25 protein-coding genes and 1 pseudogene are annotated in these 22907 nt (G+C 65.8%); 12 read left to right on the forward strand and 14 right to left on the reverse strand.

The annotated features are described in order from the left end of the window. The 3 genes and pseudogenes from ACK41V_RS15825 to ACK41V_RS15835 form a co-directional block, all read left to right on the forward strand. Window positions 1-165, forward strand: a pseudogene (locus ACK41V_RS15825) (phosphate ABC transporter ATP-binding protein); the annotation flags it as partial. 182 nt (window positions 166-347) lie between these two features. Continuing rightward, the gene (locus tag ACK41V_RS15830; protein WP_409783565.1) at window positions 348-1073 is read left to right on the forward strand and encodes a substrate-binding domain-containing protein; all 726 of its coding nucleotides are present in this window, start codon (window positions 348-350) and stop codon (window positions 1071-1073) included. Between the two features lie 9 nt (window positions 1074-1082). Then, complete coding sequence (locus ACK41V_RS15835; protein ID WP_409783566.1) at window positions 1083-1919, forward strand: molybdate ABC transporter substrate-binding protein; 837 nt, start codon at window positions 1083-1085, stop codon at window positions 1917-1919. 91 nt (window positions 1920-2010) lie between these two features. Here the strand turns inward: ACK41V_RS15835 and ACK41V_RS15840 are convergent, their stop codons facing one another. From ACK41V_RS15840 to ACK41V_RS15880, 9 genes are all read right to left on the reverse strand, one after another. Next, entirely contained in the window at window positions 2011-2394 is a 384-nt protein-coding gene (locus tag ACK41V_RS15840) for a DoxX-like family protein (RefSeq protein ID WP_409783568.1), read from the reverse strand. Window positions 2395-2450: 56 nt separating this feature from the next. Continuing rightward, complete coding sequence (locus ACK41V_RS15845; RefSeq protein WP_409783570.1) at window positions 2451-3581, reverse strand: saccharopine dehydrogenase family protein; 1131 nt, start codon at window positions 3579-3581, stop codon at window positions 2451-2453. 30 nt (window positions 3582-3611) lie between these two features. Then, window positions 3612-5309 (reverse strand): EAL domain-containing protein, encoded by a 1698-nt coding sequence (locus ACK41V_RS15850; protein ID WP_409783571.1) that lies wholly within the window; start codon window positions 5307-5309, stop codon window positions 3612-3614. 111 nt (window positions 5310-5420) lie between these two features. Further along, window positions 5421-6518 (reverse strand): molybdenum ABC transporter ATP-binding protein, encoded by a 1098-nt coding sequence (gene modC / locus ACK41V_RS15855; RefSeq protein ID WP_409783573.1) that lies wholly within the window; start codon window positions 6516-6518, stop codon window positions 5421-5423. Then, window positions 6518-7201: a molybdate ABC transporter permease subunit gene (gene modB / locus ACK41V_RS15860; RefSeq protein ID WP_409783575.1), complete on the reverse strand. Its 684-nt coding sequence runs from the start codon at window positions 7199-7201 to the stop codon at window positions 6518-6520. The genes modC and modB overlap by 1 nt, the downstream gene beginning before the upstream one ends. A gap of 21 nt (window positions 7202-7222) precedes the next feature. Continuing rightward, on the reverse strand, window positions 7223-7969 hold the full coding sequence (gene modA / locus ACK41V_RS15865) for a molybdate ABC transporter substrate-binding protein (protein WP_409783637.1): 747 nt from the start codon (window positions 7967-7969) through the stop codon (window positions 7223-7225). A gap of 96 nt (window positions 7970-8065) precedes the next feature. Then, window positions 8066-8296 (reverse strand): DUF2798 domain-containing protein, encoded by a 231-nt coding sequence (locus ACK41V_RS15870; protein ID WP_409783577.1) that lies wholly within the window; start codon window positions 8294-8296, stop codon window positions 8066-8068. Next, window positions 8293-8892: a flavodoxin family protein gene (locus ACK41V_RS15875; protein WP_409783579.1), complete on the reverse strand. Its 600-nt coding sequence runs from the start codon at window positions 8890-8892 to the stop codon at window positions 8293-8295. The genes ACK41V_RS15870 and ACK41V_RS15875 overlap by 4 nt, the downstream gene beginning before the upstream one ends. A gap of 48 nt (window positions 8893-8940) precedes the next feature. Next, window positions 8941-9405, reverse strand: coding sequence for a DUF2938 domain-containing protein (locus ACK41V_RS15880; RefSeq protein WP_409783638.1), 465 nt, complete (start codon window positions 9403-9405; stop codon window positions 8941-8943). 116 nt (window positions 9406-9521) lie between these two features. Between ACK41V_RS15880 and ACK41V_RS15885 the strand changes: the two genes are divergently transcribed. Together ACK41V_RS15885 and ACK41V_RS15890 are read left to right on the forward strand one after the other, a co-directional pair. Beyond that, window positions 9522-9965: a helix-turn-helix domain-containing protein gene (locus ACK41V_RS15885; RefSeq protein WP_409783581.1), complete on the forward strand. Its 444-nt coding sequence runs from the start codon at window positions 9522-9524 to the stop codon at window positions 9963-9965. A gap of 26 nt (window positions 9966-9991) precedes the next feature. Further along, complete coding sequence (locus ACK41V_RS15890) at window positions 9992-10825, forward strand: TOBE domain-containing protein (RefSeq protein ID WP_409783583.1); 834 nt, start codon at window positions 9992-9994, stop codon at window positions 10823-10825. Window positions 10826-10979: 154 nt separating this feature from the next. Here the strand turns inward: ACK41V_RS15890 and ACK41V_RS15895 are convergent, their stop codons facing one another. Next, window positions 10980-12128: a helix-turn-helix domain-containing protein gene (locus ACK41V_RS15895; RefSeq protein WP_409783585.1), complete on the reverse strand. Its 1149-nt coding sequence runs from the start codon at window positions 12126-12128 to the stop codon at window positions 10980-10982. Window positions 12129-12307: 179 nt separating this feature from the next. Here ACK41V_RS15895 and ACK41V_RS15900 point away from each other — a divergent pair, with 179 nt between their 5' ends. The 7 genes from ACK41V_RS15900 (at window position 12308) to ACK41V_RS15930 (ending at window position 20298) form a co-directional block, all read left to right on the forward strand. Continuing rightward, a complete protein-coding gene (locus ACK41V_RS15900; RefSeq protein ID WP_409783587.1) occupies window positions 12308-12778 on the forward strand; it encodes a (2Fe-2S)-binding protein in 471 nt (156 codons plus the stop codon). Between the two features lie 18 nt (window positions 12779-12796). Further along, window positions 12797-15184, forward strand: coding sequence for a xanthine dehydrogenase family protein molybdopterin-binding subunit (locus ACK41V_RS15905; protein WP_409783589.1), 2388 nt, complete (start codon window positions 12797-12799; stop codon window positions 15182-15184). Between the two features lie 11 nt (window positions 15185-15195). Next, window positions 15196-15987 (forward strand): FAD binding domain-containing protein, encoded by a 792-nt coding sequence (locus tag ACK41V_RS15910; RefSeq protein ID WP_409783591.1) that lies wholly within the window; start codon window positions 15196-15198, stop codon window positions 15985-15987. A gap of 246 nt (window positions 15988-16233) precedes the next feature. Further along, window positions 16234-17148, forward strand: a complete 915-nt coding sequence (locus ACK41V_RS15915; RefSeq protein ID WP_409783640.1) for an AAA family ATPase — start codon at window positions 16234-16236, stop codon at window positions 17146-17148. Next, window positions 17141-18382, forward strand: a complete 1242-nt coding sequence (locus ACK41V_RS15920; protein WP_409783593.1) for a vWA domain-containing protein — start codon at window positions 17141-17143, stop codon at window positions 18380-18382. The genes ACK41V_RS15915 and ACK41V_RS15920 overlap by 8 nt, the downstream gene beginning before the upstream one ends. Window positions 18383-18421: 39 nt before the next feature. After that, window positions 18422-19072, forward strand: a complete 651-nt coding sequence (locus ACK41V_RS15925; RefSeq protein ID WP_409783595.1) for a CoxG family protein — start codon at window positions 18422-18424, stop codon at window positions 19070-19072. Between the two features lie 143 nt (window positions 19073-19215). Then, window positions 19216-20298, forward strand: a complete 1083-nt coding sequence (locus tag ACK41V_RS15930) for an XdhC family protein (RefSeq protein ID WP_409783597.1) — start codon at window positions 19216-19218, stop codon at window positions 20296-20298. A gap of 2 nt (window positions 20299-20300) precedes the next feature. On the opposite strand, the gene ACK41V_RS15935 is transcribed toward ACK41V_RS15930, so the two are convergent. The 4 genes from ACK41V_RS15935 to ACK41V_RS15950 all read right to left on the reverse strand — a co-directional run bounded on the left by ACK41V_RS15935 (window position 20301) and on the right by ACK41V_RS15950 (window position 22789). Beyond that, a complete protein-coding gene (locus ACK41V_RS15935) occupies window positions 20301-20822 on the reverse strand; it encodes a low molecular weight protein-tyrosine-phosphatase (RefSeq protein WP_409783599.1) in 522 nt (173 codons plus the stop codon). A 19-nt stretch (window positions 20823-20841) separates the two neighbouring features. Then, window positions 20842-21531, reverse strand: a complete 690-nt coding sequence (locus ACK41V_RS15940) for a glutathione S-transferase family protein (RefSeq protein WP_409783600.1) — start codon at window positions 21529-21531, stop codon at window positions 20842-20844. Between the two features lie 114 nt (window positions 21532-21645). Continuing rightward, window positions 21646-21816, reverse strand: a complete 171-nt coding sequence (locus ACK41V_RS15945) for a hypothetical protein (RefSeq protein ID WP_291324645.1) — start codon at window positions 21814-21816, stop codon at window positions 21646-21648. A gap of 85 nt (window positions 21817-21901) precedes the next feature. After that, complete coding sequence (locus ACK41V_RS15950) at window positions 21902-22789, reverse strand: transglutaminase-like domain-containing protein (protein ID WP_409783641.1); 888 nt, start codon at window positions 22787-22789, stop codon at window positions 21902-21904. Window positions 22790-22907: the final 118 nt, after the last annotated feature.

The following is a 22907-nucleotide window of genomic DNA, read 5'->3' on the forward strand; positions in this document are numbered from 1 at the left end:
ACCATGGTGTTCAGCAGCCACAACCTGGGCCAGGTCAAGCGCCTGGCCAGCCGCGTGATTTACATGGAGCACGGCCGTGTGGTGGCGGATTTGCCCGTACACGACTTTTTCAACGGCCCCTTGCCCGAGGCCGCCCGTTTGTTTGTCAAAGGAGAACTGGTATGACGAGAATTGATCCCCACGCTCCCCACTTCGTGCGCTCGCTGCCCCCCCAGGAGGCTTCTTCATCTTGGGGCAGCCCGGCGAGGAAAAATTTGAAGCCTTTTAGGCCTTTAGCGCTTATCCATAAAGCGCTGGTAGCTACTATTTTGGTAGCGTCTGGTTCGGTGTTTGCCCAAAGCATTACCATGGCATCGACCACGTCCACCGAGCAATCGGGCCTTTTTTCGTACCTGTTGCCCGAGTTCAAGAAAGCCAGTGGCCTCGACCTGAAAGTGGTGGCGCTGGGCACCGGCCAGGCGCTGGACATGGCGCGCCGTGGCGACGCCGACGTGCTGTTTGTGCACGACCAGGTGGCCGAAGAAAAGTTTGTGGCCGACGGTTGGGGCGTCAAGCGCTACCCCGTGATGTACAACGATTTCATCCTGGTGGGCCCCAAGAACGACCCGGCCGGCACGCGTGGCAAAGACATCGTTCAGGCGCTGCAAAAGCTGGCGTCCACCAACGGCAACTTCATCTCGCGCGGTGACAAGAGCGGCACGCATGCGGCCGAGCTGCGGTACTGGAAGCTCGCGGGCGCTGACGCTGCCAAGGGCAGTGGCTACAAAGAATGTGGCTGCGGCATGGGCCCGGCGCTGAACATCGCTGCATCCAGCGGCGCCTATGCACTGGCCGACCGCGGCACCTGGCTCAATTTCAAGAACCGTGCGGACCTGGCGGTGCTGGTAGAGGGCGACACCAAGCTCTTTAACCAGTACGGCGTGATGGTCGTCAACCCCGCCAAACATTCCCACGTGAAGGCGCAAGACGCGCAGAAGTTTGTCGACTGGATCGTGTCGCCCGCAGGCCAGAGCGCCATCGCAGGCTACAAGATTGGTGGCGAGCAGCTGTTCTTCCCCAACGCGGTGCCGTGAGACGCGGCCATGGCCACCCTTGCCAAGCCCAGGGCGGGTTTTATCGCGGTCACTGCGTTGGTTGCCGCGCTGAGCGGTTGTGCCTCAGCGCCCGGTGGGGCGCCCGTGGCTGACGCCGTCCCCGTGCAGGTGTACGCCGCGGGCAGCCTGCGCGGGGCATTGACCGACATCGCACGCGACCACGAGACCCGCACAGGCCAGAAGGTGGTGCTCACCTTGGGCGCATCGGGCTTGCTGCGTGACCGCATTGAAAAAGGCGAACCCGCGCAGGTCTTTGCCTCGGCCGACATGGACCATCCCCAGCGCCTATCAATGCGCGGCGGCTGGCAGGCGCCCACCGTGTTCACGCGCAACGCGCTGTGCGCACTGACCAGCGATCAGATCAACGCCACCCCCGACACGCTGCTGGCCACCCTGCTGCGCGGCGATGTGCGGGTGGGCACCTCCACCCCCAAAGCCGACCCCTCGGGCGACTACGCCTGGGCGATGTTTCGCAGGGCGGATGCAGTCCAGTCTGGCGCCTATGCGCGGCTGGATGCCAAGGCCTTGAAGCTGACGGGCGGCGCCGATTCCCCCAAACCTCCCGCAGGCCAGGGCACCTACGCCTGGGTCATGGACCAACGCCAGGCCGATGTGTTTCTGACCTACTGCACCAATGCCGTAGCCGCGCAGGCCGAGGTGCCCCGTTTGCGCGTGGTGCAATTGCCCGCGTCGCTGCAAGTGGGTGCCGCCTATGGGCTGACGGTGCACTCCGGGGCATCCGACGCCGCGCAGGCGTTTGCCCGGGCATTGCAGGAGCCTGCGGCGCAGGCGGTGTTGCAGCGGCTGGGGTTTGGGGCGCCCTGACCAGCAGAAGTGCTGGGGTAGTTTTTGGCCATGCCCCTCTGTCGCCGGGCGCGACGATGGGTGTGCGGCCAACTGAGCGAACGGTGCAGGCTCATGGCTGCGCGCGGGCTTCGTCTTGCAACAGCGCCAGCAAGATGGCCGCCATCGGCAGGTTCTTGGTCAGCGGGCCCAGCGGGTGCAGCCACCAGGCCGGGTCGACAAAGGTGGCCAGCAGGGTCATCACACCCATCAACACCAACGCGGCCCAGTAGGCGGCGCGGCCGGGTCGCCAGGCCACCCACAGCCCCAGCAGGGCGTTGGCTGCGGCGCCGCTGAGGATGAGGGCGGTGGCCAGGTGCGGGTCGCTCCAGGCGGCGGGCAGGCTGACCAGCAGGTCGCGGCTTTGCCCGCGCAGCTCCACCACGCTGACGATGGCCGTGGCCAGCCACACAAACACAAGGCTCAAGCGCAGCAGTTGGCGGGCGGCGGGGTTCATGGTGTTGGGGGGATTCGTCGTTGTCAGAAGCATTGTCAGGCGCATTGTCAGGCGCATCACAGGGCTTCCTCCAGCGTATCCGTCACCATGCCCCATCGGGCGAACTCGGGCGCAAACGCCGAAAGGGGCAACTGGCTGGTGCTGGTGTGCGCGCCCATGGGCAAGGTATGCCCGGCGGCCAGTTGCCGCGCCAGCAGCACCGCGGCCATGCACGGGATTTCGGGGCCGTGGTCGTTGTCGGCCGCAATGTGCCAGGCGCGGCGCCGGGGCTGGCCCTGCGCATCGGCGCCTGCTACACGCACCACCATGCCCCCCAGCCCTGTGCCCATGAAATCCAGCACGCCACCGGTGTGGTGCATCAACGCGGCCAGCTTTTCGGGGTGTGGCAGCACGCCCCAGTGGCGCAGCGCGGCGATGGCGGCAAAGCTGCGCTGTGCCAGCCCTACCTCCAGCGCAGCGCGGAAGGTCACGCGGTCGCGGGCGCGGTAGTGCGCGGGAAACAGCTCCAGATCCGGGATGTCGCACACCGCGCCCAACCGGGGCCGCAGCCGGTGGAAGTGCACCCGCGTGGGCTGCGCCCAGCCGCGTTGTGGTTGCCAGCGGCCCTCTTGCCACACGTTGATCGGCAGACCGCAGTAACTCAGTACGGCTGCCAGGGTGGCCTGACCGCGGGGCGCGCGTTGTGCGGGGGCAATGCAGATGTCCACACTGTCGATGTGTTGCCAGCCTGCGCACAGGTGGTCCACCACCGCAGACGACAGCGCTGGCACCGTGCTGGCACCGGTGATGGCCGTGCGCTGTGCTGCTACGAAATGCGCCTGCATGGCGGCCGGGAAGTCGCACACAAACCGGCGGCCATCGGCCAGGTCGATGTAGTGCGCACCGGCCTCGGCAGCGGCCTGTGCCACGCCATAGGCCTGTGCCTGAAACGGCCCCGCCGTGTGAATCACCAGGCCCACACCCAGCGAGCGCAGCCGGTCTGTCAGGCCCGGGGCCTGGTGGTTCAGCGCAACGCCTTGTGCGCCGTGGTGCAGTGTGGCGGCCAGCGCTTGGGCGCGGCCGGCATCCCGGCCCGCCACCAGCAGCGCAATGGGGTGGTGGCTGGCGGGGTCGCCCGCCAGGCCGCGGCAGATGCGCGTGCCAAAGTTGCCATAGCCACCAAGGACCAGTGTTTTGAGGGTTGTCACAGATGGGGGAAGTCGGGTGGTGGTGGAGGGTCAGGCTCTGGGCGCCCAGGGCACGGGGGGTAGGGCGGGCGCGTGTACTGCGTGGCTGGTCTGTGCAGTGCGGGGCGCGTGCAGTGTGGCCTGCAGCGCTGCGCGTTGGGCGGGCATCTGCGTGCGATGCCATTGCGGAACCTCACGGGCCGGCATGGGTCGGCTGAACACATAACCCTGAATGCTGTGCAGCCCCACGGACGCCAGGGTTTGCAGTTCTTCCACGGTCTCGACGCCCTCGACCACGACCGACAAACCAAACTCCTGCGCCAGCGCAGCCACGTGCCGCAGCAGCGACTGCCGACGCCGGTCTTGCGCGAGCTGGCGCACAAACAGGCGGTCACACTTGATGCCTGCAATCGGCAAATCGGCCAGCATGCCCAGCGATGAATACCCTGCGCCAAAATCATCCATCAGCACCGCCACGCCCATGGCGCTCAGGTCGTGGATGGCGGCGACCATCTGCGAGCCCAGGGCAATGATGGCGTGCTCCGTCATCTCCAGCTTCAGCATGCGGGCGGGCAGCGCGCGCTGGGCCAGTTCTTCGCGCAGCCAAGGGGCAAAGTGGTCGTCCAGCAGCGTGACGGGCGCCACGTTCACACTGATCGATGCGTCGTGCAGGCCTGCTGTTTTCCATGCTTGCACGCAGTCGAGCGCGTTGCGCAAAATCATGCGGTCCACCTCGGCGGTTTTGCCCTGCAGCTCGCACACCAGCAAAAAGGTTTCAGGGTTGATATTGCCCAGTGTTTTGTCCGTCAGGCGCAGCAGCGCCTCAAACTGCACGCCGCGCCGCTCGAAATCCACAATGGGCTGAAAGTGCAGCGCCAGCCGGTCGGGTTGCAGCAGGGTGTGCAGGTGGTCGGCAATGAGGGACAGCTCCATATCGCGCTCGGCGTTCTGCGACATGTTGGACACCCGCATCATCGACAGCCCCCGGCGCAACAGCTGCTGGCGGCCGGCGTCCCAGCGCATGTTGCTCAGCTGCTCAATGGACACCGCAATGGCAAACACCAGCACGATGACCAGCAGGGCAATGCCATCCGATTCGCCTTTCGGGTCGCCCAGGTGCAGGGGGAAGGTGTTGACCAGCAGCCAGTGCAGCAACAAGACGGTGGCGCCACACAGCAGCTTGTCTTGCCAGGATTGCTGCCTGAAGTGCGGCGTGAGCACGCTGAGCTTGGCCGAGCGGTGGCGCACCGAGGTGTAGGTGGCCAGGCCCACCGCCGTGGCCATGGACAACACAATGGCCAGCCAGTTTACCTGCGCAAAGCTGTGCACATGGCCGCGTGTGACCGTAAAGTGCGCGGCCAGCATGCCCGCGGCCAGCCACACCCCGGCAAACACAATGCGCCGTTTGCTGGCACTGGTGCTGAGTGTAGGAATGGTGAAACGCGCGCTGATGGCCATGATGAGCAGGCCGCTGAGCGCGGGCACCAGCTCCAGCACATGGTGCGCCAGCTCTGCATACATGAAGAGGCCCACCACATCCAGCGCCCACACAACGCAGCCAATGCACAGTGCCGCGTGCGACGCGCTGATGCGCCGACTGGAGGGGTCTACCGAATAGGCCGTGTGTTCTACCAACCGCTGGCACACATGCACCACCAGCGAGGCGAACACCCAGAACAACAGACTCTGCAGCAGTGGCGGGAACGCCACCCCAAACGCCTGCGTGGCGTCCTGCCAGATTGAAACCATGTCCACACACTCCCACCCTTGTTTTGGCGGTGATCATACGACCGAAGGGTGGCGCTATTTCTTACAAAAAAGCACGTGGACCTTGCGTTGTGACCGCGCCAAAACGGCCGTTCAGTTCACGATGGCAATGCCTTTGACCTGTGCGAACACCGGCTTGCCAGGGACGAGCGCCAGCGCCTGAGCGGAGCGCTGGGTCACCCGCGCCAGCAGCCGCGTGGCCCCCACATCCAGCGCCACCATCAGCTGCCCGGGGCTGTCTTCGCTGAGTGCCGCCACCGTAGTGGGCAAGACGTTGAGGATGCTGCTGTCGCAGGGGGCGGTCAGTGCCAGACTGACGTCCCGGGCCTGTACCCGCAGCCGAATGGTGTCGCCCGCCGCACGCGCCGTGGGGCTGACCAGCAACAGCTGCCCACCGCTGAACGCCACCGTGGTGATGTGGTCGCGCACATCGTGCTGCTGCACCGTGCCTTCAATCACCGTGGCGGCGGTGTCGCCATGAGCCAGGGGCAGGTCCAGGCGCACGATCAGTGCATCGGTGCGTCCTTGGGCCAGCACGCGGCCCTCCTGCATCAGCACCATGTGCTCGGCCAGCCGTGCCACTTCGTCGATGGCATGGCTCACGTAGAGCATGGGGATGTCGAGGCTGCGGTGCAGTCGCTCCAGGTAGGGCAGCACCTCGGCCTTGCGCTGAGCGTCCAGGGCGGCCAGGGGCTCGTCCATCAGCAGCAGGCGGGGGCTGGTGGCCAGTGCGCGGGCCATGGCCACACGTTGGCGTTCACCTCCAGACAACGCCTGGGGCTTGCGGTCCATCAGGTGGCCGATGCCCAGCAATTCCACCGCCTGCTCCAGCGCCACCTTGCGGCGTGCGGGGGGCGTGCGCTTCACGCCGTAATCGATGTTGCCGCGCACGGTCAGGTGGTCGAACAGGCTGGCTTCCTGAAACACGTAGCCCAGACCCCGCTCGTGCGTGGCACGCCAGATTTTCTGGGCATCGTCTTGCCACACGTCGCCATGGACCACCACACGCCCCGGTTGTGCGCGCTCCAATCCGGCAATGGCGCGCAGGCAGGTGGTCTTGCCGCATCCCGAGGGGCCGAACAGCGCGGTCACGCCACGGCCGGGCAATTGCAGGTTGACGTCCAGCGTGAAGCCAGGGCGCACCACGGTCAATTGCGCCGTGATGTGGGATGGAGAGGCGTCGGCTGCCATCACTGCACCATCGACGATGTTCTGCGGCGAGTGAGGTTCAGCCCCAGCAGCACCACGAACGAGAACAGCACCATGCCCCCGGCCAGCCAGTGCGCCTGCGTGTATTCCAGCGCCTCCACATGGTCATAAATCTGCACCGACACCACACGCGTCACCCCCGGAATGTTGCCGCCCAGCATGAGCACCACACCAAACTCGCCCACCGTGTGCGCAAAGCTCAGGATGGCGGCGGTGATGAAGCCCGGGCGCGCCAGCGGCAGCGCCACGGTAAAAAAGCGGTCGAGCGGGCCTGCGCCCAGCGTGGCGGCGGCTTCCATGGGGCGTGGCCCTATCGCCTCGAACGCATGTTGCAGCGGCTGCACGGCAAAAGGCAGCGAATAGATCAGCGAGCCCACCACCAGCCCCCAGAACGTGAAGGGCAGGGTGCCCAGCCCCAGCCACTGCGTCATTTGCCCAAGCGGCCCATTCGGCCCCATCGTCACCAGCAGATAAAAGCCGATGACCGTAGGCGGCAGCACCAGCGGCAAGGCCACCACGGCCGACACTGGGCCACGCCAGCGCGACGGCGTGTGCGCTAGCCACCAGGCCAGCGGCGTGCACAGCACCAGCAGCAACACCATGGTGGTGCCGGCCAGCCGCAGCGTGAGGCCAATGGCTGCCAGATCGGCGCTGGAGAAAGGCATGGAATAGGGCAGTAGGGGCCGTCAGAAACTGTAGCCGTACGACTGGATGATGGCGCGCGCTTTGGCACCGCGCAGGTACGTGAGCAGCGCGGTGGCGGCTGCGCTGTTTTTGCCGGGGTTGAGCAACACGGCGTCCTGGCGGATCGGGTCGTGCAGGCTGGCAGGCACCTGCCAGGCCGAGCCGCTGCGGACCTGGCCATCGGCCATCACCTGCGACAGCGCCACAAAGCCCAGCTGTGCATTGCCCGTAGCCACAAACTGATAGGTCTGCGCAATGTTCTCGCCCTGCACCAGGCGCGGCTGCAGCGCGGCAGCGACGCCCAGCTTGTCCATCACCTGCGTGGCGGCCAGGCCGTAGGGGGCCAGCTTGGGGTTGGCGATGGCCAGATGCTTGAAATCGCCGGTTTTGAGCACGGCGCCCTGGTCGTCCACCGTGCCTTCCTTGGCGCTCCACAGCACCAGCGTGCCGATGGCATAGGTAAAGCGGGAGTGGGGCACTGCCTTGCCTTCGCGCTCCAGCCTGGCGGGCGTGGTGTCGTCGGCCGCCAGCAGGATTTGGAAAGGCGCGCCGTTGGTGATCTGCGCGTAGAACTTGCCGGTGGCGCCGAACGACAGCTCGGCTTTGTGGCCCGTGTCCGCCTCAAACGCAGCAGCGATCTTCTGCATGGGTGCCGTGAAGTTGGCGGCCACCGAGACGGAAACGGTGTCGGCGTGCGCGCCATTCAGCGCGGCCCCTGCGATGACGGCGCAGGCAAAGGCTCGGATCATGAGGGCTGTGCGATGGGGCATGGTGGTTGGATGTGCAAGCGCTATTCGTTTATGGAATAGCGAGAGTATAGGCACGGGCGTCGCAGGTGCTGTCCACTACCCATCCACCGCCACGATCCGCGCCACCACTTTGCGGGCCAGCGGCGCGGCCAGCATCACCGCCGGAAACGCGAACAGCCACCCCGTGAGCCATGCGCCCACCCAGAGGCCCACAAAGCCCTGGTCCACCGGCACGGCGCGAAACGTGGAGATGCCGGACACCAGCAGCGACATCACGCCCGACAGGATGAAGCTGAACAGCACGGGCCCGTAGCGGGCGGGGATCATGCGGCGACCTCTTGGGCAGGCTGGTGCGCCGCCACATCGGTCAACCGCTGCAAGGTTTCTGCGAAATGACGGCCGAACATCCGGGCGGTTTTGGTGTCGCCCGGCACAAACGCATCCGCTGCAGCCCCATGGCCTGCCTGCGCCATCAGGCCCGACCAGGAGCCCAGGCGGTTGGCGGCTTCGTCATACGGAACCCCGGCGTGCTGCTCGGGCAGGATGGGGTTGCCCACCCACACCATGCCGTGCTGCATGGCAAAAACCCACATCGACAGCAGCGTGGACTGTTTGTCGCCCGAGGGCAGCGACGACACGGTGAAGCCTGCTGCCAGCTTGTTCTTGAGCTGTTGCGTTTTCCACAGCCGCCCGGTGGCGTCCATGAAGGTCTTGAACGGCCCGGACACGCCGCCCAGATACGTGGGCGAGCCCAGGATGACGCCGTCGTAGCGCAGCAGATCGTCGGGCGTGTGGGCCAGATCCTGCGCCTGCAAAAGTTCGGCCCGCACGTCGGGGACGCCTTGGGCGCCCTCCAGAACGTGGGCGGCGATGTGCGCGGTGTGCCCGTGGGCGCTGTGATAAATGATGGCAATGTTTTTCATGCTGTGATTTCCGTGGGTTGATTTCTGGAGACAAAACGCAAAGAGACGTCATCGCGAAACCAGTGCGATGGCGAGCGCGGACAGATAGAGGCCGATGCCAAAGACGGTGTGGTTGGCCAGGCTGCGCAGGCAGTTCTTGAGCGGCGTGAGAGTGCGCGATGCCGCAAAGCCAGCGCCCATGGCGGGTTGCATCACCAGCAGCGGCGCTGCCACGGTGCAGATGCCCACGGCCAGCGCGGGCAGCAGGGAGGGGCTGCGCAGCCAGTCCACTCCCTGAATGCCGACCAGCACGGTGGCGAAGACCATGCCCACGGCGTAGTGCGTGAGCCAGCCCCAGGCCAGCTCGCCCCGGATGGGGGCCGACTTGGCGATGGCCGCATGGGCGAACTGGCCCCGGAATAGATGGCCTACCCAGCGGCCTATGAACGCGAAGTTGAGCGTGGGGACGCCCAGGCTTTTCAGCAGCACAAGCCAAGCGTCCATGACGGCGGTGGCGCCGATGCCGATCAGCATCGCGAGGGGAATGTCTTGCAATGGGAGTGTCATCAAAGCACCTTGAAAAATTGACGGAAGAACGTTTTGAAGTGAATATAGAAGTTCAAGTCAACTTGAAGTCAAGAGGTTTTTTGATGGACATTGCGGAAGTGGCAAAACGCTCGGGTCTGCGCGCTTCCACGCTGCGGTATTACGAAGAAAAGGGGCTGGTGCACTCGGTGGGGCAGCCCGGCGAGCGCCGCCGTTTTGCGCCCGGGGTGCTTGACCAGCTGGCGTTGATTGCGCTGGGGCAGTCGGCCGGTTTCTCGCTGGATGACATCCGGGCCATGTTTTTGCCCAGCGGCGAGCCCAGCATCGACCGGCAACTGCTCGCCGCCAAGGCCGATGAACTGGACACCATGGTCAAACGCCTGAAGGCGATGAGCAACGGTCTGCGGCACGCGGCCGCCTGCCCGGCAGAAAGCCATGCGCAGTGCCCCTCATTTCAGCGGCTGCTGAAGGCGGCCGCAGCGGGGGCGCTGGAGCGCCAGCAGACGCGCGCCAAGCCGGTCACTGGGCTGCGCCGCACCGGCGTGTGACGGCGCCGCTCATGCATCATCGGCGCATGCCTGCTGCTTCTCTTTCCTTCTCTGACGCGCTGGGCCATGCCCTGGCCGACAAACGCATCGACATCCTGCGCCAGATCGGCGCCTGTGGCTCCATCTCGCAGGCCGCGCGCGCGGTGGGCGTGAGCTACAAGGCCGCGTGGCAGGCGGTGGACACACTCACCAATCTGGCAGGCACGCCGCTGGTCGCGCGGGCCGTGGGTGGCGCGGGCGGCGGCGGAGCGCAGCTGACCGAGGCGGGGCACCAGCTGCTGGCGGCGGCCGATGCGATGGCGCAGGCGCGCGGGGCCGTGCTGTCGCGCTGGCAGGCCACGCCGCACGCAGGGCCCGCGCTGGCGCGGCTGGCGGTGCGCACCAGCATGCGCAACCAGTTGCCGTGTGTTGTGGAGCGGCTGGTGGTGCAGGGGCAGTTGGTGTGGGTGCATCTGCGCTTGGGGTTGGGGGATGTGGGTGCGGGGGGAGCGGAGGGGGACAAGCCCGCCGCGCTGGCGTCGCGCATCACGCACGAAAGTGCAGAGCTGCTGGGCCTGCAGCCGGGCCTGGCAGTGCAGGCGCTGTGCAAGGCCACGGCGGTGCGGGTGGAGCGCCGGGGGCGCGTGGCGTCTGCCACCACTGCAATATCGTCGACGGCGACGCTTGCTGGCACCCACCGCCTGCCTGCCAAAGCCACGCGCGTGGTGCGGGGCGAGGCGGGCGACGAGGTGTCTGCCGAACTGGCGGGGGGCTTGCAGATGGTGGGGTTCGCAGCGCCAGGCAGCGGGCTGCGTGCGGGCAGTTCGGTGGTGCTGGTGGTGGAAGACAACGCTGTGGTGCTGGCCCTGGTGGACGGCTGATTGGCGCCGAGAAGCGTGGTGCTTCGGCCTTGCGGCGCACGGTTGCCCGTTCCTGTGGCGGCAATGAAATACTACTAAATTGATAGCTATTAGCGCTTATCTATCAAGCGCTAGAGGCACTTTTGACTCATATTTTCGACGCAAATACCCCTTCCTAACCCCTCGGCGCCCCCAGCTTGCGGTACACCGTGGCGCGGCTGATGCCCAGTGCGCGGGCCGCTTCGGCCACGTTGCCCCGGGCGTCTTGCACGGCCTGGCGGATCAAGGCGGTTTCAGCTTCGCGCAGCGGGGCTGCCACGGTCGAGGTGCCTGGGATGGCGCGCGTTACCGCCACCGTTGGGCCGCCGACAGGGCTGCGTGCGGGGTCTGGTAGCAGTGCCAGTGCCTGCAGGCGCAGGCCGGACCACAGCGGCAAATCCAGCGGCTGCGCCGGGTGCCGCCGCGCCGCATCGAACAACATGGTCCATGGCATGGCCAGCAAGTCGCTGCAGTGGGTGGGTGCCCCCGCCATGCGCAGCGGCTGGGGCACCAACTGGCGGGCCATGCTGTTGGCGCCGACCACTACACCGTCGCCATCCAGTGTCAACAGGCCATCGCCTTCGCCACCCAGGGGGCAGCCGGGCCAGTTCATGCGCAGCAGCAGGGCGTGGGGCAGTTGCAGCAGCAGGGCGTCTTCCATGGCCCGGGCCGACCGGGCCACGAGGTGGCGCAACTCGGGCCGCTCGGGCACATCCACGCCGGTCAGGTCCAACATGCCCACGCATTGCCCATGGGGGTCGAACAGCGGCGCGCCTGCGCAGCTGTAGCTGCTGTTGTCATCAAAAAAATGTTCGCCCCGGTGCAGCCACACGGGCTGCAGCTCGGCCAGCGCCGCGCCGATGGCGGTGGTGCCCACGGCGGCCTCTGACAGGTCGATGCCCACACGGCCGATGGCGCTGGCGCGTGGGTCACTCTGGTCACAAGGGCCTTGCACATCCACCACGATGCCGCGTGCGTCCGTCAGCATGGCGAAGTAGCGCATGCCGGCAATGGCGCGGGTGAGCTGATCGAGCACGGGCCGGGCGGCGCGCAGCAGGTGGTGGTTTTGCTCCTGGCTGCGGCGCAGTGCCGGGGCGCTGACAGCGTCAAACGCTACTTGCTGGGCGGGTTTGAGCCCCTGGGTCAGGCAGCGTTGCCACGACCGCGCAATCCACGGCTCCACCTCTGCGCGCAAAGGCACAACGCCATCCGCCAGCAAGGTCTGGCGGGCCTGCGCAATGAGCGCGTGGCGGTGGGCGGTGGAGGCGGGCGCGGAGGACAGCATGGTGAACCGGTTCCTTTGAGCTGCGCATGATGCGCCGGTGTGCGCTGCAACATGTTTCATTTTGAGAATATCCAGTGGGGGCTGCCGGAAATCTAGGGTTGTCCCTAGGGATGCGGGGCAGGGTGCGGCAGAAGATGCGCGAGGTCAGTCCAGCCAAAACCTCTTCAGGAGACAGCCAGATGCAAGTCCAGTTCACGGTCAACGGGCGCGCCGCCAGTGTTGACGTCCCCCCCAATACCCTGCTTGTCCATGCGCTGCGAGAGCATCTTCTGCTCACCGGCACGCATGTGGGTTGCGACACCAGCCAGTGCGGGGCGTGCACCGTGCATGTGAACGGCCGGGCCGTCAAATCCTGCGCGATGCTGGCGGTGCAGGCGCAGGGCGCTGACGTGCAGACCATCGAAGGCCTGGCCGCCCCTGACGGCACCATGCACCCCATGCAGGCCGCGTTCAAAGAGTGCCACGGCCTGCAGTGCGGCTTCTGCACACCGGGCATGGTGATGAGCGCCGTGGACCTTTGCAAAAACCACCCCAACGCCAACGAAGGCGAAATCCGCGAGCTGCTCGAAGGCAACATCTGCCGCTGCACGGGTTACCAGAACATCGTGCGCGCGGTGCAAGTTGGCCAAAAAGCCATGGCTTCGGCTTAAACACAAAGGAGAAGAACCATGGGTGCATCCGACTTTTCCAAACTGCCGCACATCGGCGAATCGATCAAGCGCAAGGAAGACTATCGCTTCCTGACCGGCGCGGGCCAGTACACCGACGACGTGGTGCTGGCCGCGCAAAGCCACGCGGTGTTTGTGCGTTCCCCGCACGCGCACGCCAAGATCAACAGCATCAACATTGACACCGCCAAGGCCGCACCCGGTGTGCTGGGTGTGTTTGTAGGCACCGATGTGGCGGCCGACAACATCAACGGTCTGCCTTGCGGCTGGCTCATCACCAGCACCGATGGTCAGCCCATGAAGGAGCCTCCGCACCCCATCCTGGCCCAGGGCAAGGTGCGCTACGTGGGCGACCATGTGGCGATGGTGGTGGCGCTGACCCAGCAGCAGGCGCGTGATGCCGCCGAACTGGTGGAGGTGGACTACGACGTGTTGCCCGCCGTGGTCAATGTGGCCGATGCCGCCGCAGGCAAGGTGGCGGGCGCAGGCCTGCACGATGCCGCGCCCGACAACCATTGCTACAAATGGGCCATTGGCGACAAGGGCGGGGTGGACGCCGCATTTGCCAACGCCGCGCATGTGACCAAGCTGGACCTGGTCAACAACCGCCTCATCCCCAACGCCATGGAGCCGCGCACGGCCATTGGCAGCTACAGCCGCGCCAACGACGAATACACGCTGTACGTCAGCAACCAGAACCCGCACGTGGAGCGGCTGTTGATGACTGCCTTTGTGATGGGCCTGCCCGAGCACAAGGTGCGCGTGATCGCGCCCGACGTGGGCGGCGGCTTTGGCTCCAAGATCTTTTTGTATGCCGAGGACGTGTGCCTGACCTGGGCCTCCAAAAAGCTCAACCGCAACATCAAATGGGTGGCCGACCGCAGCGAGTCCTTTGTGTCGGACGCGCATGGTCGCGACCATGTGAGCCACGCCGAGATGGCGATGGACAAAGACGGCAAGTTTTTGGCCATGCGCGTGCACACCGACGCCAACATGGGCGCCTACCTCAGCACCTTTGCCAGTGCCGTGCCCACCATCTTGTATGCCACGCTGCTGGCAGGCCAGTACACCACGCCGCAGATATATGTGGAGGTGGATGCTTGGTTCACCAACACCGCGCCGGTGGATGCCTACCGGGGCGCGGGCCGGCCCGAGGCCACCTATCTGCTGGAGCGCCTGGTCTCGCGCTGTGGCTGGGAGATGAACCTGCCGCAAGACGAGATCCGCAAGCGCAACTTCATCACCAGCTGGCCCTACCAGACGCCCGTGGCGCTGCAGTACGACGTGGGCGACTACCACGCCTGCATGACCCAGGCGCAGGAGTTGGCCGACGTGGCGGGCTTTGCGGCGCGCAAGGCGGCCAGCGAGGCCAAGGGACTGAAGCGTGGCATCGGCTACAGCAGCTACATCGAGGCCTGCGGCATTGCGCCGTCCAACATCGCAGGCGCCCTGGGCGCACGCGCCGGCCTGTTCGAATGTGGCGAGGTGCGCGTGCACCCCACGGGCAGCGTGACGGTGTTCACCGGCTCGCACAGCCACGGCCAGGGGCATGAGACCACCTTTGCGCAGGTGGTGGCCGCGCGCCTGGGCATCCCGGTGGAGAACGTGGACATCGTGCACGGCGACACGGGCCGCGTGCCGTTTGGCATGGGCACCTACGGCTCGCGCTCGATCAGCGTGGGTGGCGCCGCCATCATGAAGGCGCTGGACAAGATCGAGGCCAAGGCCAAGAAGATTGCAGCGCATCTGATGGAGGCCAGCGACGCCGACATCGACTTTGCCAACGGCGAGTTCAGCGTGCGGGGCACCGACAAGAAGGTTCCGTTCGGTTCGGTGTCTCTGGCGGCGTATGTGCCACACAACTACCCGCTGGACGTGCTGGAGCCGGGCCTGAACGAAACCGCGTTCTACGACCCGACCAACTTCACCTTCCCTGCGGGCACCTATATCTGCGAGGTCGAAATCGATCCAGCCACGGGCAGCACCCGCGTGGACAAGTTCACAGCGGTGGACGACTTCGGCACCATCATCAACCCGATGATCGTGGAGGGCCAGGTGCACGGCGGCCTGGTGCAGGGCATTGGCCAGGCGCTGATGGAAAACTGCGTGTACGACCGCGAAACGGGCCAATTGCTCACCGGCAGCTTCATGGACTACGCCATGCCGCGCGCCGACGACTTCCCCGAGTTCAAGCTCGGCCATGTCTGCACACCCTGCACACACAACCCGCTGGGCACCAAGGGCTGTGGCGAGGCCGGGGCCATTGGCTCACCACCAGCGGTGATCAACGCCGTGCTCGATGCTTTGCACCCGCTGGGCGTCAAAGAGTTCGACATGCCCGCATCGCCGCACCGCGTGTGGGAAGCGATTCAAAGTGCCAAAGCCTGAGGAGAACCAGCATGTACGCATTCACCTTTGAAAATCCCTCCTCCACCGCAGCCGCTGCACAACTTATCGCCCAGGGCGGCAAGTTGTTGGCAGGCGGGCAGAGCCTGTTGCCGTCGATGCGCCTGCGCCTGGCCAACCCTGAAAAGATCGTTGACCTGAACAGCATTCCCGAGCTGGCGGGCATCCGCCGCGAGGGCAACGCGCTCGTCATCGGTGCCATGACACGCCACATGGACGTGGCGAACAGCTCGGACGTGAAGGCCGCGATTCCTGCACTGGCCGACCTCGCCGCCCACATCGGCGACCGCCAGGTGCGCGCGCGTGGAACGCTGGGTGGCTCGGTGGCCAACAATGATCCGGCGGCTTGCTACCCCAGCGCGGTGCTGGGCCTGGGCGCCACCGTCATCACCAACCAGCGAGAAATCAAGGCCGACGACTTCTTTGTGGGCATGTACACCACAGCGCTGGAAGAGGGCGAAATCATCACCGCCATCCGCTTCCCCATCCCGAAGCGCGCGGCGTATCTCAAGTTCAAGCAGGCTGCATCGCGCTTCTCGCTGGTCGGCGTGTTTGTGGCGCAAACCGATGGCGGCGTGCGCGTGGCCATCACCGGTGCGGCCAGCAGCGTGTTCCGGCATGCGGGGCTGGAAGCAGCGCTGAACCAGAGCTTCACGCCGCAGTCTGCCGCAGCGGTGAAGATTGATGCCAGTGACCTGAACGCTGACATCCACGCGAGCGCGGCCTACCGCGCCAATCTCATCAGTGTGCAGACGCAGAGAGCGGTGGAGCGCATGCTGGGGTGACGAAATGGTCCGATTCCCGTAGGTCGGGTGAGCGCAGCGTAACCCGACGCTGCCACCCGACATCACCGCCCCGCGTGTTGTGTGGGTGTCGGGTTACGCCCTGCGGGCTAACCCGACCTGCGGATCAGTTTTCATCTCGGTGGATGGTATGCCAAGATTTTTGAATGAAATTGGCCTCTGGCGCTTATCTATCAAGCGCTAGTAGCTATAAAAATTATAGTAATGAACGTTTCCCCTCCTGTGCCCATGACCGCGCCCGCGCTGTCCTCCATCGACGCCCTGGTGTTGGCTTTGCAGGGCGTGGGCTACTTTGCCGACCGGCGGCTGGCCACGGCCGTGTTCCTGGCGCTCAAGCTGCAGCGGCCTTTGCTGCTGGAGGGCGAACCCGGTGTAGGCAAGACGGCGCTGGCCAAGGCCCTGGGCGAAGTGCTGGAGCGCAGCCTGATCCGCCTGCAGTGCTATGACGGCTTGGAGCAGCGCGAGGCGCTGTACGAATGGAACTACGCTGCCCAACTGCTGCACATGCGTGCGGCAGAAGGCAAAGGCAGTGCCGACATGGCGCAGGTGGAGCGTGAGGTGTACCAAGACCGCTATCTCATCCGCCGCCCCTTGTTGCAAGCGCTGCAGGCGCCAGCGCCCGGCGCGGTGCTGCTCATCGACGAGGTGGACCGCGCCGATGAGCCCTTCGAGGCCTTCTTGCTCGAATACCTGGGTGAGTACCAGGTCAGCATCCCCGAGATCGGCACCGTGCGCGCCACGGCCACGCCGGTCACCATCCTCACCAGCAACCGCACGCGCGACCTGCACGACGCCGTCAAGCGCCGCTGTCTGTACCACTGGCTGGACTACCCCGAGCGCGAGCGCGAGCTGGCCATCGTGCGCGCGCAGGTGCCGGACGCCAGCGCGGCCTTGGCCACCCAGGTGGCGGATTTTGTCGGCCGCCTGCGCAGCCAGCCGTTCGCCAACGCCTTCCAGCGCGCGCCGGGCATCGCAGAGAGCGTGGAGTGGGCCAAGGCGCTGGTCGCGCTCGACACCATCGTGGTGGACCCGGAAGTGGTGTCCGACACCGCAGGCATCTTGTTCAAGCAGCGCGAGGATGTGGCGGCGCTCACGCGCGACATGGCGGGGCAGCTGCTGCAGCCCGCCGACGTCGATGCCTGAGGGCGCAGCCGTGGCAGAAGGCAAGACGATCTCCCAATTGGGCGACGCCCGCACCGGCAAGCTCGCCGACAACCTGAGCGGTTTTGGCCGCACCTTGCGCCGCGCCGGTGTGCGCGTGGACGCCGCCCGCATGGCGCTGGCCCAGCAGGCCGTGATGCTGGTAGGCGTAGGGCGTGAGGACTTCAGCGCCGCGCTGGAGGCCGTGCTGGTCAGCCGCGAGCAGGACCGCATGGTGTTCCGCGAGCTGTTCGACGCGTACTTTCGCAACCCCAACGTGGCGCAAAAGCTGCTCGCGCAGATGCTGCCCAGTGCCGAATCCAAGGCCGAGCCCGCCAAGCGCCGCCCGCGTGTGAGCGAGGCGCTGGCCCCCGTGCGGGCTGCGCGCAACACGCCCCCGCCGCGCGAGGACGAGAAAATCGATTTCGACGCCGCCATGACGGCCAGCGACCTGCAGCGCCTGCGCCACGCGGACTTCAACCAGCTCTCGGCCAGCGAATACCTGCTGGTGGAGCGCCTGGCGCGCGAGGTGCCCTTGCCCCTGCCGCGCTACGCGGCCCGGCGCACCCGCCCTGGTGTGCGTGGCAGCCGCCCGCACTGGCCGGGCGCCATGCACCACGCGGCCCGCAATGGGGGTGAGGTGCTGCGCATCCCGCTGATGCAGCGGCGCCAGCAACCGCTGCCGCTGCTGGTGTTGGTGGACGTGTCCGGCTCCATGGAGCGTTACGCGCGGCTGCTGCTGGCGTTTTTGCATGCTGCCACCGCACCGCGCCACACCGGCGCTGCAGGTGGGGTCGTGCGCCGCGACGTGTTTGCGTTTGGCACCGGGCTGACCGACCTCACGCCCGCCTTTCGCCTGGCCGACACCGACGCGATGCTGCAGGTGGCCAGCCATTCGATCAGCGACTTTGCAGGCGGCACCCGCATGGGTGACAGCCTGGCGCAGCTGCGTTTGCAGCATGCCCGGCGGCTGGTGGGGCGGCGCACGCTGGTGCTGCTGATCAGCGACGGGCTGGACACGGGCACGCCCGAGGTGCTGGCGCAGGAGCTGGGCTGGCTGCGCCGCCATTGTGGCCGGCTGCTGTGGCTCAACCCGCTGCTGCGATTTGAGGGCTATGCGCCCACGGCACGCGGCGCGGCCGAGCTGCACCGCCAGGCCCACGGCATGGTGGCCGTGCACAACCTGAGCCGCCTGCAAGACCTGGCAGCCAGCTTGGCTGCCGTGCTGCGGCAATGACCGATTTCATAAATATCCAGACAACACAAGGAACCCACCATGGAAATGCAAGCCAGCCGCACCATTGCCGTGAGCCAGCAGCAGGCTTGGGAAGCGCTCAACGCCCCCGAGGTGCTCAAGCTGTGCATCCCCGGTTGTGACAAGGTCGAGGCGACGGGTGAGAACCAATACGCCGTCGCCATGGCGCTCAAGATTGGGCCCGTTTCGGCCAAGTTCGCGGGCAAGATCACGCTGTCAGAGATCGTGCCGCCCGAGAGCTACACCATTGCTTTTGACGGCTCAGGCGGAGTCGCAGGTTTTGGCAAGGGCAATGCGCAAGTCAAACTCGTGCCCTTGCCTGCCGATGCCGCTGGGCAGGCCAGCTGCGAGCTGCACTACACCGTGCATGCCACGGTGGGCGGCAAGATCGCGCAGCTGGGCCAGCGGCTCATCGACGGCGCGGCCAGGAGCATGGCCGAGGACTTTTTCAAGCGCTTTGACAACGAGATGCAGCGCCGCCATCCGCGTGCAGAGGCCGCAGAGGCGGCGGGCGGGATCGACACGGTTCCGGCGGAGGAACCCACGCAGCCCGGCGCATTGGCCGCGCTGGCTGCATCGGCAGGAGAGAACAATCCCCCCAGTGGCATACCGGTTTGGGTGTGGGTGGTGGGCGCAGCGGGGCTGGTGCTGTTAGCGTGGACATTGAACTGACTCCTCCTGAGTCGCTTCGCGCCTTCCCCCTGAGGGGGACGCCTCCGGTGGACCGGCGGAGCCGGATCCACGGTGGCGCTGGTATCGGCAGCGCCAGTTTCATGGGTGGTTGGGAATCTGAGTAATGAATTGGTGATGAAACGATGGAAAACCTGGATGTGATGGTGTTGCGCACGCTGCTCGGTTGGCGGGCTGTGGGGCGGCGGGCCCTGCTGGCGACGGTGGTGCGAACGTGGGGTTCATCGCCGCGGCCGGTGGGGTCGATCATGGCGCTGTGTGAGGATGGATCGGTGGTGGGTTCTGTGTCGGGTGGGTGCATTGAAGACGATCTGATTGACCGCCATACCCGCGCCTATGCGCAGGGCGCGCCCACGGCGAACGCGGGCAAAAACCACTGCATTCCGAGTGGCCCGCCGACCTTTGTGAAGTACGGCGTGACCGCCGACGAGGCGCATCGCTTCGGACTGCCCTGCGGCGGCACGCTGGAGTTGCTGCTGGAGTACGACCCGGACCCCGAAAGCCTGGCAGCACTGATCGCCGCGCTGGAGGCTGGGCGCCTCATGCAGCGCAGCGTGCGCCTGGCCGATGGGGTGGCCACGCTGACGCCTGCGGCAGCGCCGACTGAGTTGGTGGCGGATGCTGACCGGCTGACCAACACCTTTGGCCCCGAGTACCGCATGCTGCTGATCGGCGCGGGCCAACTGGCGGAATACCTGGCCACCATGGCGCTGTTCAACGGGTTTGCGGTGACGGTGTGCGACCCGCGCGAGGAATACCGGGGCAGCTGGAACGTGCCCGCCGCCACGGTGGTGAGCGATATGCCCGACGACGTGGTGCTGGCCTTCAAGCCAGACCGGCGCAGTTGTGTGGTGGCGCTCACGCACGACCCCAAGCTCGATGACCTGGCGCTGCTGGAGGCGCTGAACACTGACGCGTTTTACGTAGGCGGCATCGGCTCGCGCCGCAACAACGAGGCGCGCCATGCCCGCATGATCGAACACTTCGACCAGACCGAAGAAAGCCTGGCGCGCCTGCGTGGGCCGATTGGCATCTACATCGGCAGCAAGACGCCGCCCGAGATTGCGGTGAGCGTGATGGCCGAAATCCTGGCCGTCAAAAACAGCGTGACTTTGCCGCGTGACATGGAAGTGGCCCAGGCCAAGAACCACCGGGAGCTGGCGCACAACGACCCGGGTGTGCTGGTGTGTGGGGTGCGCGCAGCGTAGTTCTACTGCGGCTGGGCCCGCGGTTGGCCGCGCAAAAGTAACTGCTGCCGCACGTGGTGCAGCAGCCCTTCACAGGCGTCGTCCACCAGGTCCAGCACCTCTTCAAACCCCGCGGCCCCGCCGTAGTACGGGTCGGGCACCACGGGGCTGTCGAACTGTTGGCAGAACTCGGTCATGCGGCGCAGCTTGTGGGCGTGTTCGGGCGGGCAAAGGTCTTGCGCCAGTGCAAGGTTGTCCCAGTCCATGGCCAGGATCAGGTCGTGTTGCCCAAAGTCCCTGGTCAGCATCTGCCGTGCGCGCAGGTCCGACAGGTCATAGCCCCGTTGCGCCACATGTCTTTGCGTGCGCTCGTCCGGCGCCTTGCCGGGGTGGTAGTTGTGCGTACCCGCCGAGTCCACACGCACCTGGTCAGCCAAACCACTGTGAACCACCTTGTGTCGGAACACGCCGTGGGCCGTGGGGCTGCGGCAGATGTTGCCCATGCACACAAAAAGCACGGAGTAGGTGGTGGCGGGCTTTTGCATGTTTTCTAAAGGGTTGGGGTCAGGCCGACATCACCACGGGGCCACCCTTGGCAATGCCGCGCTGGTAGGCGGGGCGCGCCTCCATGCGCTGTTGGTAGGCCTGCAGGTTGGGGCAGGCGCTGGCCTTGCTGGCGCGCGAGAGGGCGGCCTCCACCGCAAAGCTCATCTGAAAATCCGCCATGGTGAGGTGCTCGCCCGCAAACCAGCGGTGGTTGCCCAGGTGTGCCTCCATAAAGTCGAGTGCGGTGTTCACGTTCGGGTCAATCACCTTCTCTTGCACCTTGTCGCACAGCGCTTTGGCAATCGGCTTCACAAAGAACGGCATGGGCTGGGTGGGAATGGTCATGAACACCAGCTTCATCACCAGCCAGTTCATCAGCGAGCCTTCGGCGTAGTGCATCCAGAAGCGGCACTGGCGGTACTCCGGCGTGCGCGGCGCTGGTTGCAGGTGGGTCAGGTCGCCGCCCGCCTGGGCGCCATAGGTTTCCACCAGGTATTCGATGATCGCGCCCGACTCGGCGATGACCTCGTCGCCGTCGGTGATGACGGGAGACTTGCCCAGCGGATGGATCTTCTTGAGCGCGGGCGGGGCCAGCCTGGTGGCCTTGTCGCGCTGGTAAATCTTCAGTTCATAAGGAACTCCCAGTTCTTCCAGGAGCCAGAGGATGCGCTGCGAGCGCGAGGTTTCGAGATGGTGGACTGTGATCATCCGGTCCATCTTATTCAAAATGCACCGGGTGCAACACGCGGCGGCCACCAATAACAAAGCCCTCGAAAGAGGGCTTTGTTATTGGTGAAGGGGCTCGGAGTGCCCCTTGGCGATTCAACCGCCCTTTTTGGAGCGCTTGCCAGGGTTCTTCTTGCTGCGGGTTGCAACACCGCGCTCCAGGCTCACGCGCTGGCCGCGGCCAGCAGTGCGCAGGCTGAAACCGGGCAGGGGCTTGGGTTGGGGGGTGTGCTTGCGGTCTGCTTCGGTGACGATCTTGTTGCCCATGGTAGGTCTCTGAGATAGTGGAAAAAAGAGTGATATTAGGCCACACCCGGGTTGTTGGGCGTTTGGCCGGTCTTTTGGTGGCGCTTTACGGCGCTACAAAACCTGCGGCGACGGCCGCACCGTGGTCGGTAGACAGGGCCTGTGTGCAATGGCGGGGCAACTCAAAACCACGCGCAGCGTCTTGAATGGCCTTGGTGTGGATGACGGGGGGTTTGGCCCACACGCCGCCAAAAATGGTGGCAAACGCCACGTCGGCCGCATCGCGGCCCACGCCAAAACGCAGCAAGCCCATGGGAATAGCCGTGCCCGACGGGTCAAAGATGTACCAGCGGTCGCCCAGGTACACCTCGACGTACGCATGAAAGTCCGGTGGGCCCAGTGCCGGGTCGGCGCCAAAGTCTGTGCCCGTGGTGAAGCGGGCTGGTATGTTGATGGCGCGGCACAAAGCAATCATCAAGTGGGCAAAGTCGCGACACACCCCGACTTGCTCCACCAGGGTGTCTACCGCAGAGGTGTTCGAGTTGGATGTGTTGGAGGTGAACGCCACGTGCCGCTGCACCCAGTCGCAGATGGCCTGTACGCGACTGTGTCCCTGCCAAAGCGCCCCAAACTCGTTGGTCGCAAGGCGCAGCAGCCGGTCGGATTGGCAGTAGCGGCTGGGGTATATGTAACCCATCACCTCTTGCGGCAGTCGGCGTACGGGGACTTCTGCCAGTTGGGTGGGGTCGATGCGGTAGTGGTTGATGTCTACGGTTGCCGAATACGACAGCTCCAGCGTGCCGGGTTCGCCATGCAGCCGCAGGTAGCGGTTGCCAGTTGCCGGGTCGGTATGCACGTGGTGTGCAATGGGTTGGTTAATGACCAATCGCTCTGCGCTCACGAACTGATTGGGGGTTTGCGCCGCGTGGATGTTGAACACAAAGTCCGCACCGTATTGGTCCACCTCATAGCTCAGATCTATCTGCAGCTCCATGCGCACGCGGTCATGGGTTGGCTGGGGCGCCGCTGTTTGCTGCACCGGGTAGGGAGGTGGTGGCGTGGTGGAGTTGCGGGCGGCTGACGGTGGTGGAGGGCTTTGCGTGGTTGCCATG

The sequence above is a fragment of the Acidovorax sp. genome, assembly GCF_046291265.1.
In the GTDB taxonomy this organism is placed as follows: Bacteria; Pseudomonadota; Gammaproteobacteria; order Burkholderiales; family Burkholderiaceae_C; genus Acidovorax.

Excerpts from the sequence above, each read along its gene's own strand:
- ACK41V_RS15930 (WP_409783597.1), top strand. The coding sequence starts at position 19,216 with ATGGAAAACCTGGATGTGATGGTGTTGCGCACGCTGCTCGGTTGGCGG.
- ACK41V_RS15870 (WP_409783577.1), bottom strand. The coding sequence starts at position 8,296 with ATGATCCCCGCCCGCTACGGGCCCGTGCTGTTCAGCTTCATCCTGTCG.
- ACK41V_RS15835 (WP_409783566.1), top strand. The coding sequence starts at position 1,083 with ATGGCCACCCTTGCCAAGCCCAGGGCGGGTTTTATCGCGGTCACTGCG.
- ACK41V_RS15890 (WP_409783583.1), top strand. The coding sequence starts at position 9,992 with ATGCCTGCTGCTTCTCTTTCCTTCTCTGACGCGCTGGGCCATGCCCTG.
- ACK41V_RS15905 (WP_409783589.1), top strand. The coding sequence starts at position 12,797 with ATGGGTGCATCCGACTTTTCCAAACTGCCGCACATCGGCGAATCGATC.
- modA (WP_409783637.1), bottom strand. The coding sequence starts at position 7,969 with ATGATCCGAGCCTTTGCCTGCGCCGTCATCGCAGGGGCCGCGCTGAAT.
- ACK41V_RS15950 (WP_409783641.1), bottom strand. The coding sequence starts at position 22,789 with ATGGAGCTGCAGATAGATCTGAGCTATGAGGTGGACCAATACGGTGCG.
- ACK41V_RS15875 (WP_409783579.1), bottom strand. The coding sequence starts at position 8,892 with ATGAAAAACATTGCCATCATTTATCACAGCGCCCACGGGCACACCGCG.
- ACK41V_RS15900 (WP_409783587.1), top strand. The coding sequence starts at position 12,308 with ATGCAAGTCCAGTTCACGGTCAACGGGCGCGCCGCCAGTGTTGACGTC.
- ACK41V_RS15925 (WP_409783595.1), top strand. The coding sequence starts at position 18,422 with ATGGAAATGCAAGCCAGCCGCACCATTGCCGTGAGCCAGCAGCAGGCT.
- ACK41V_RS15920 (WP_409783593.1), top strand. The coding sequence starts at position 17,141 with ATGCCTGAGGGCGCAGCCGTGGCAGAAGGCAAGACGATCTCCCAATTG.
- ACK41V_RS15885 (WP_409783581.1), top strand. The coding sequence starts at position 9,522 with ATGGACATTGCGGAAGTGGCAAAACGCTCGGGTCTGCGCGCTTCCACG.
- modC (WP_409783573.1), bottom strand. The coding sequence starts at position 6,518 with ATGGCAGCCGACGCCTCTCCATCCCACATCACGGCGCAATTGACCGTG.
- ACK41V_RS15850 (WP_409783571.1), bottom strand. The coding sequence starts at position 5,309 with ATGGTTTCAATCTGGCAGGACGCCACGCAGGCGTTTGGGGTGGCGTTC.
- ACK41V_RS15880 (WP_409783638.1), bottom strand. The coding sequence starts at position 9,405 with ATGCTGATCGGCATCGGCGCCACCGCCGTCATGGACGCTTGGCTTGTG.
- modB (WP_409783575.1), bottom strand. The coding sequence starts at position 7,201 with ATGCCTTTCTCCAGCGCCGATCTGGCAGCCATTGGCCTCACGCTGCGG.
- ACK41V_RS15910 (WP_409783591.1), top strand. The coding sequence starts at position 15,196 with ATGTACGCATTCACCTTTGAAAATCCCTCCTCCACCGCAGCCGCTGCA.
- ACK41V_RS15915 (WP_409783640.1), top strand. The coding sequence starts at position 16,234 with ATGACCGCGCCCGCGCTGTCCTCCATCGACGCCCTGGTGTTGGCTTTG.
- ACK41V_RS15895 (WP_409783585.1), bottom strand. The coding sequence starts at position 12,128 with ATGCTGTCCTCCGCGCCCGCCTCCACCGCCCACCGCCACGCGCTCATT.
- ACK41V_RS15945 (WP_291324645.1), bottom strand. The coding sequence starts at position 21,816 with ATGGGCAACAAGATCGTCACCGAAGCAGACCGCAAGCACACCCCCCAA.
- ACK41V_RS15940 (WP_409783600.1), bottom strand. The coding sequence starts at position 21,531 with ATGATCACAGTCCACCATCTCGAAACCTCGCGCTCGCAGCGCATCCTC.
- ACK41V_RS15935 (WP_409783599.1), bottom strand. The coding sequence starts at position 20,822 with ATGCAAAAGCCCGCCACCACCTACTCCGTGCTTTTTGTGTGCATGGGC.
- ACK41V_RS15840 (WP_409783568.1), bottom strand. The coding sequence starts at position 2,394 with ATGAACCCCGCCGCCCGCCAACTGCTGCGCTTGAGCCTTGTGTTTGTG.
- ACK41V_RS15830 (WP_409783565.1), top strand. The coding sequence starts at position 348 with ATGGCATCGACCACGTCCACCGAGCAATCGGGCCTTTTTTCGTACCTG.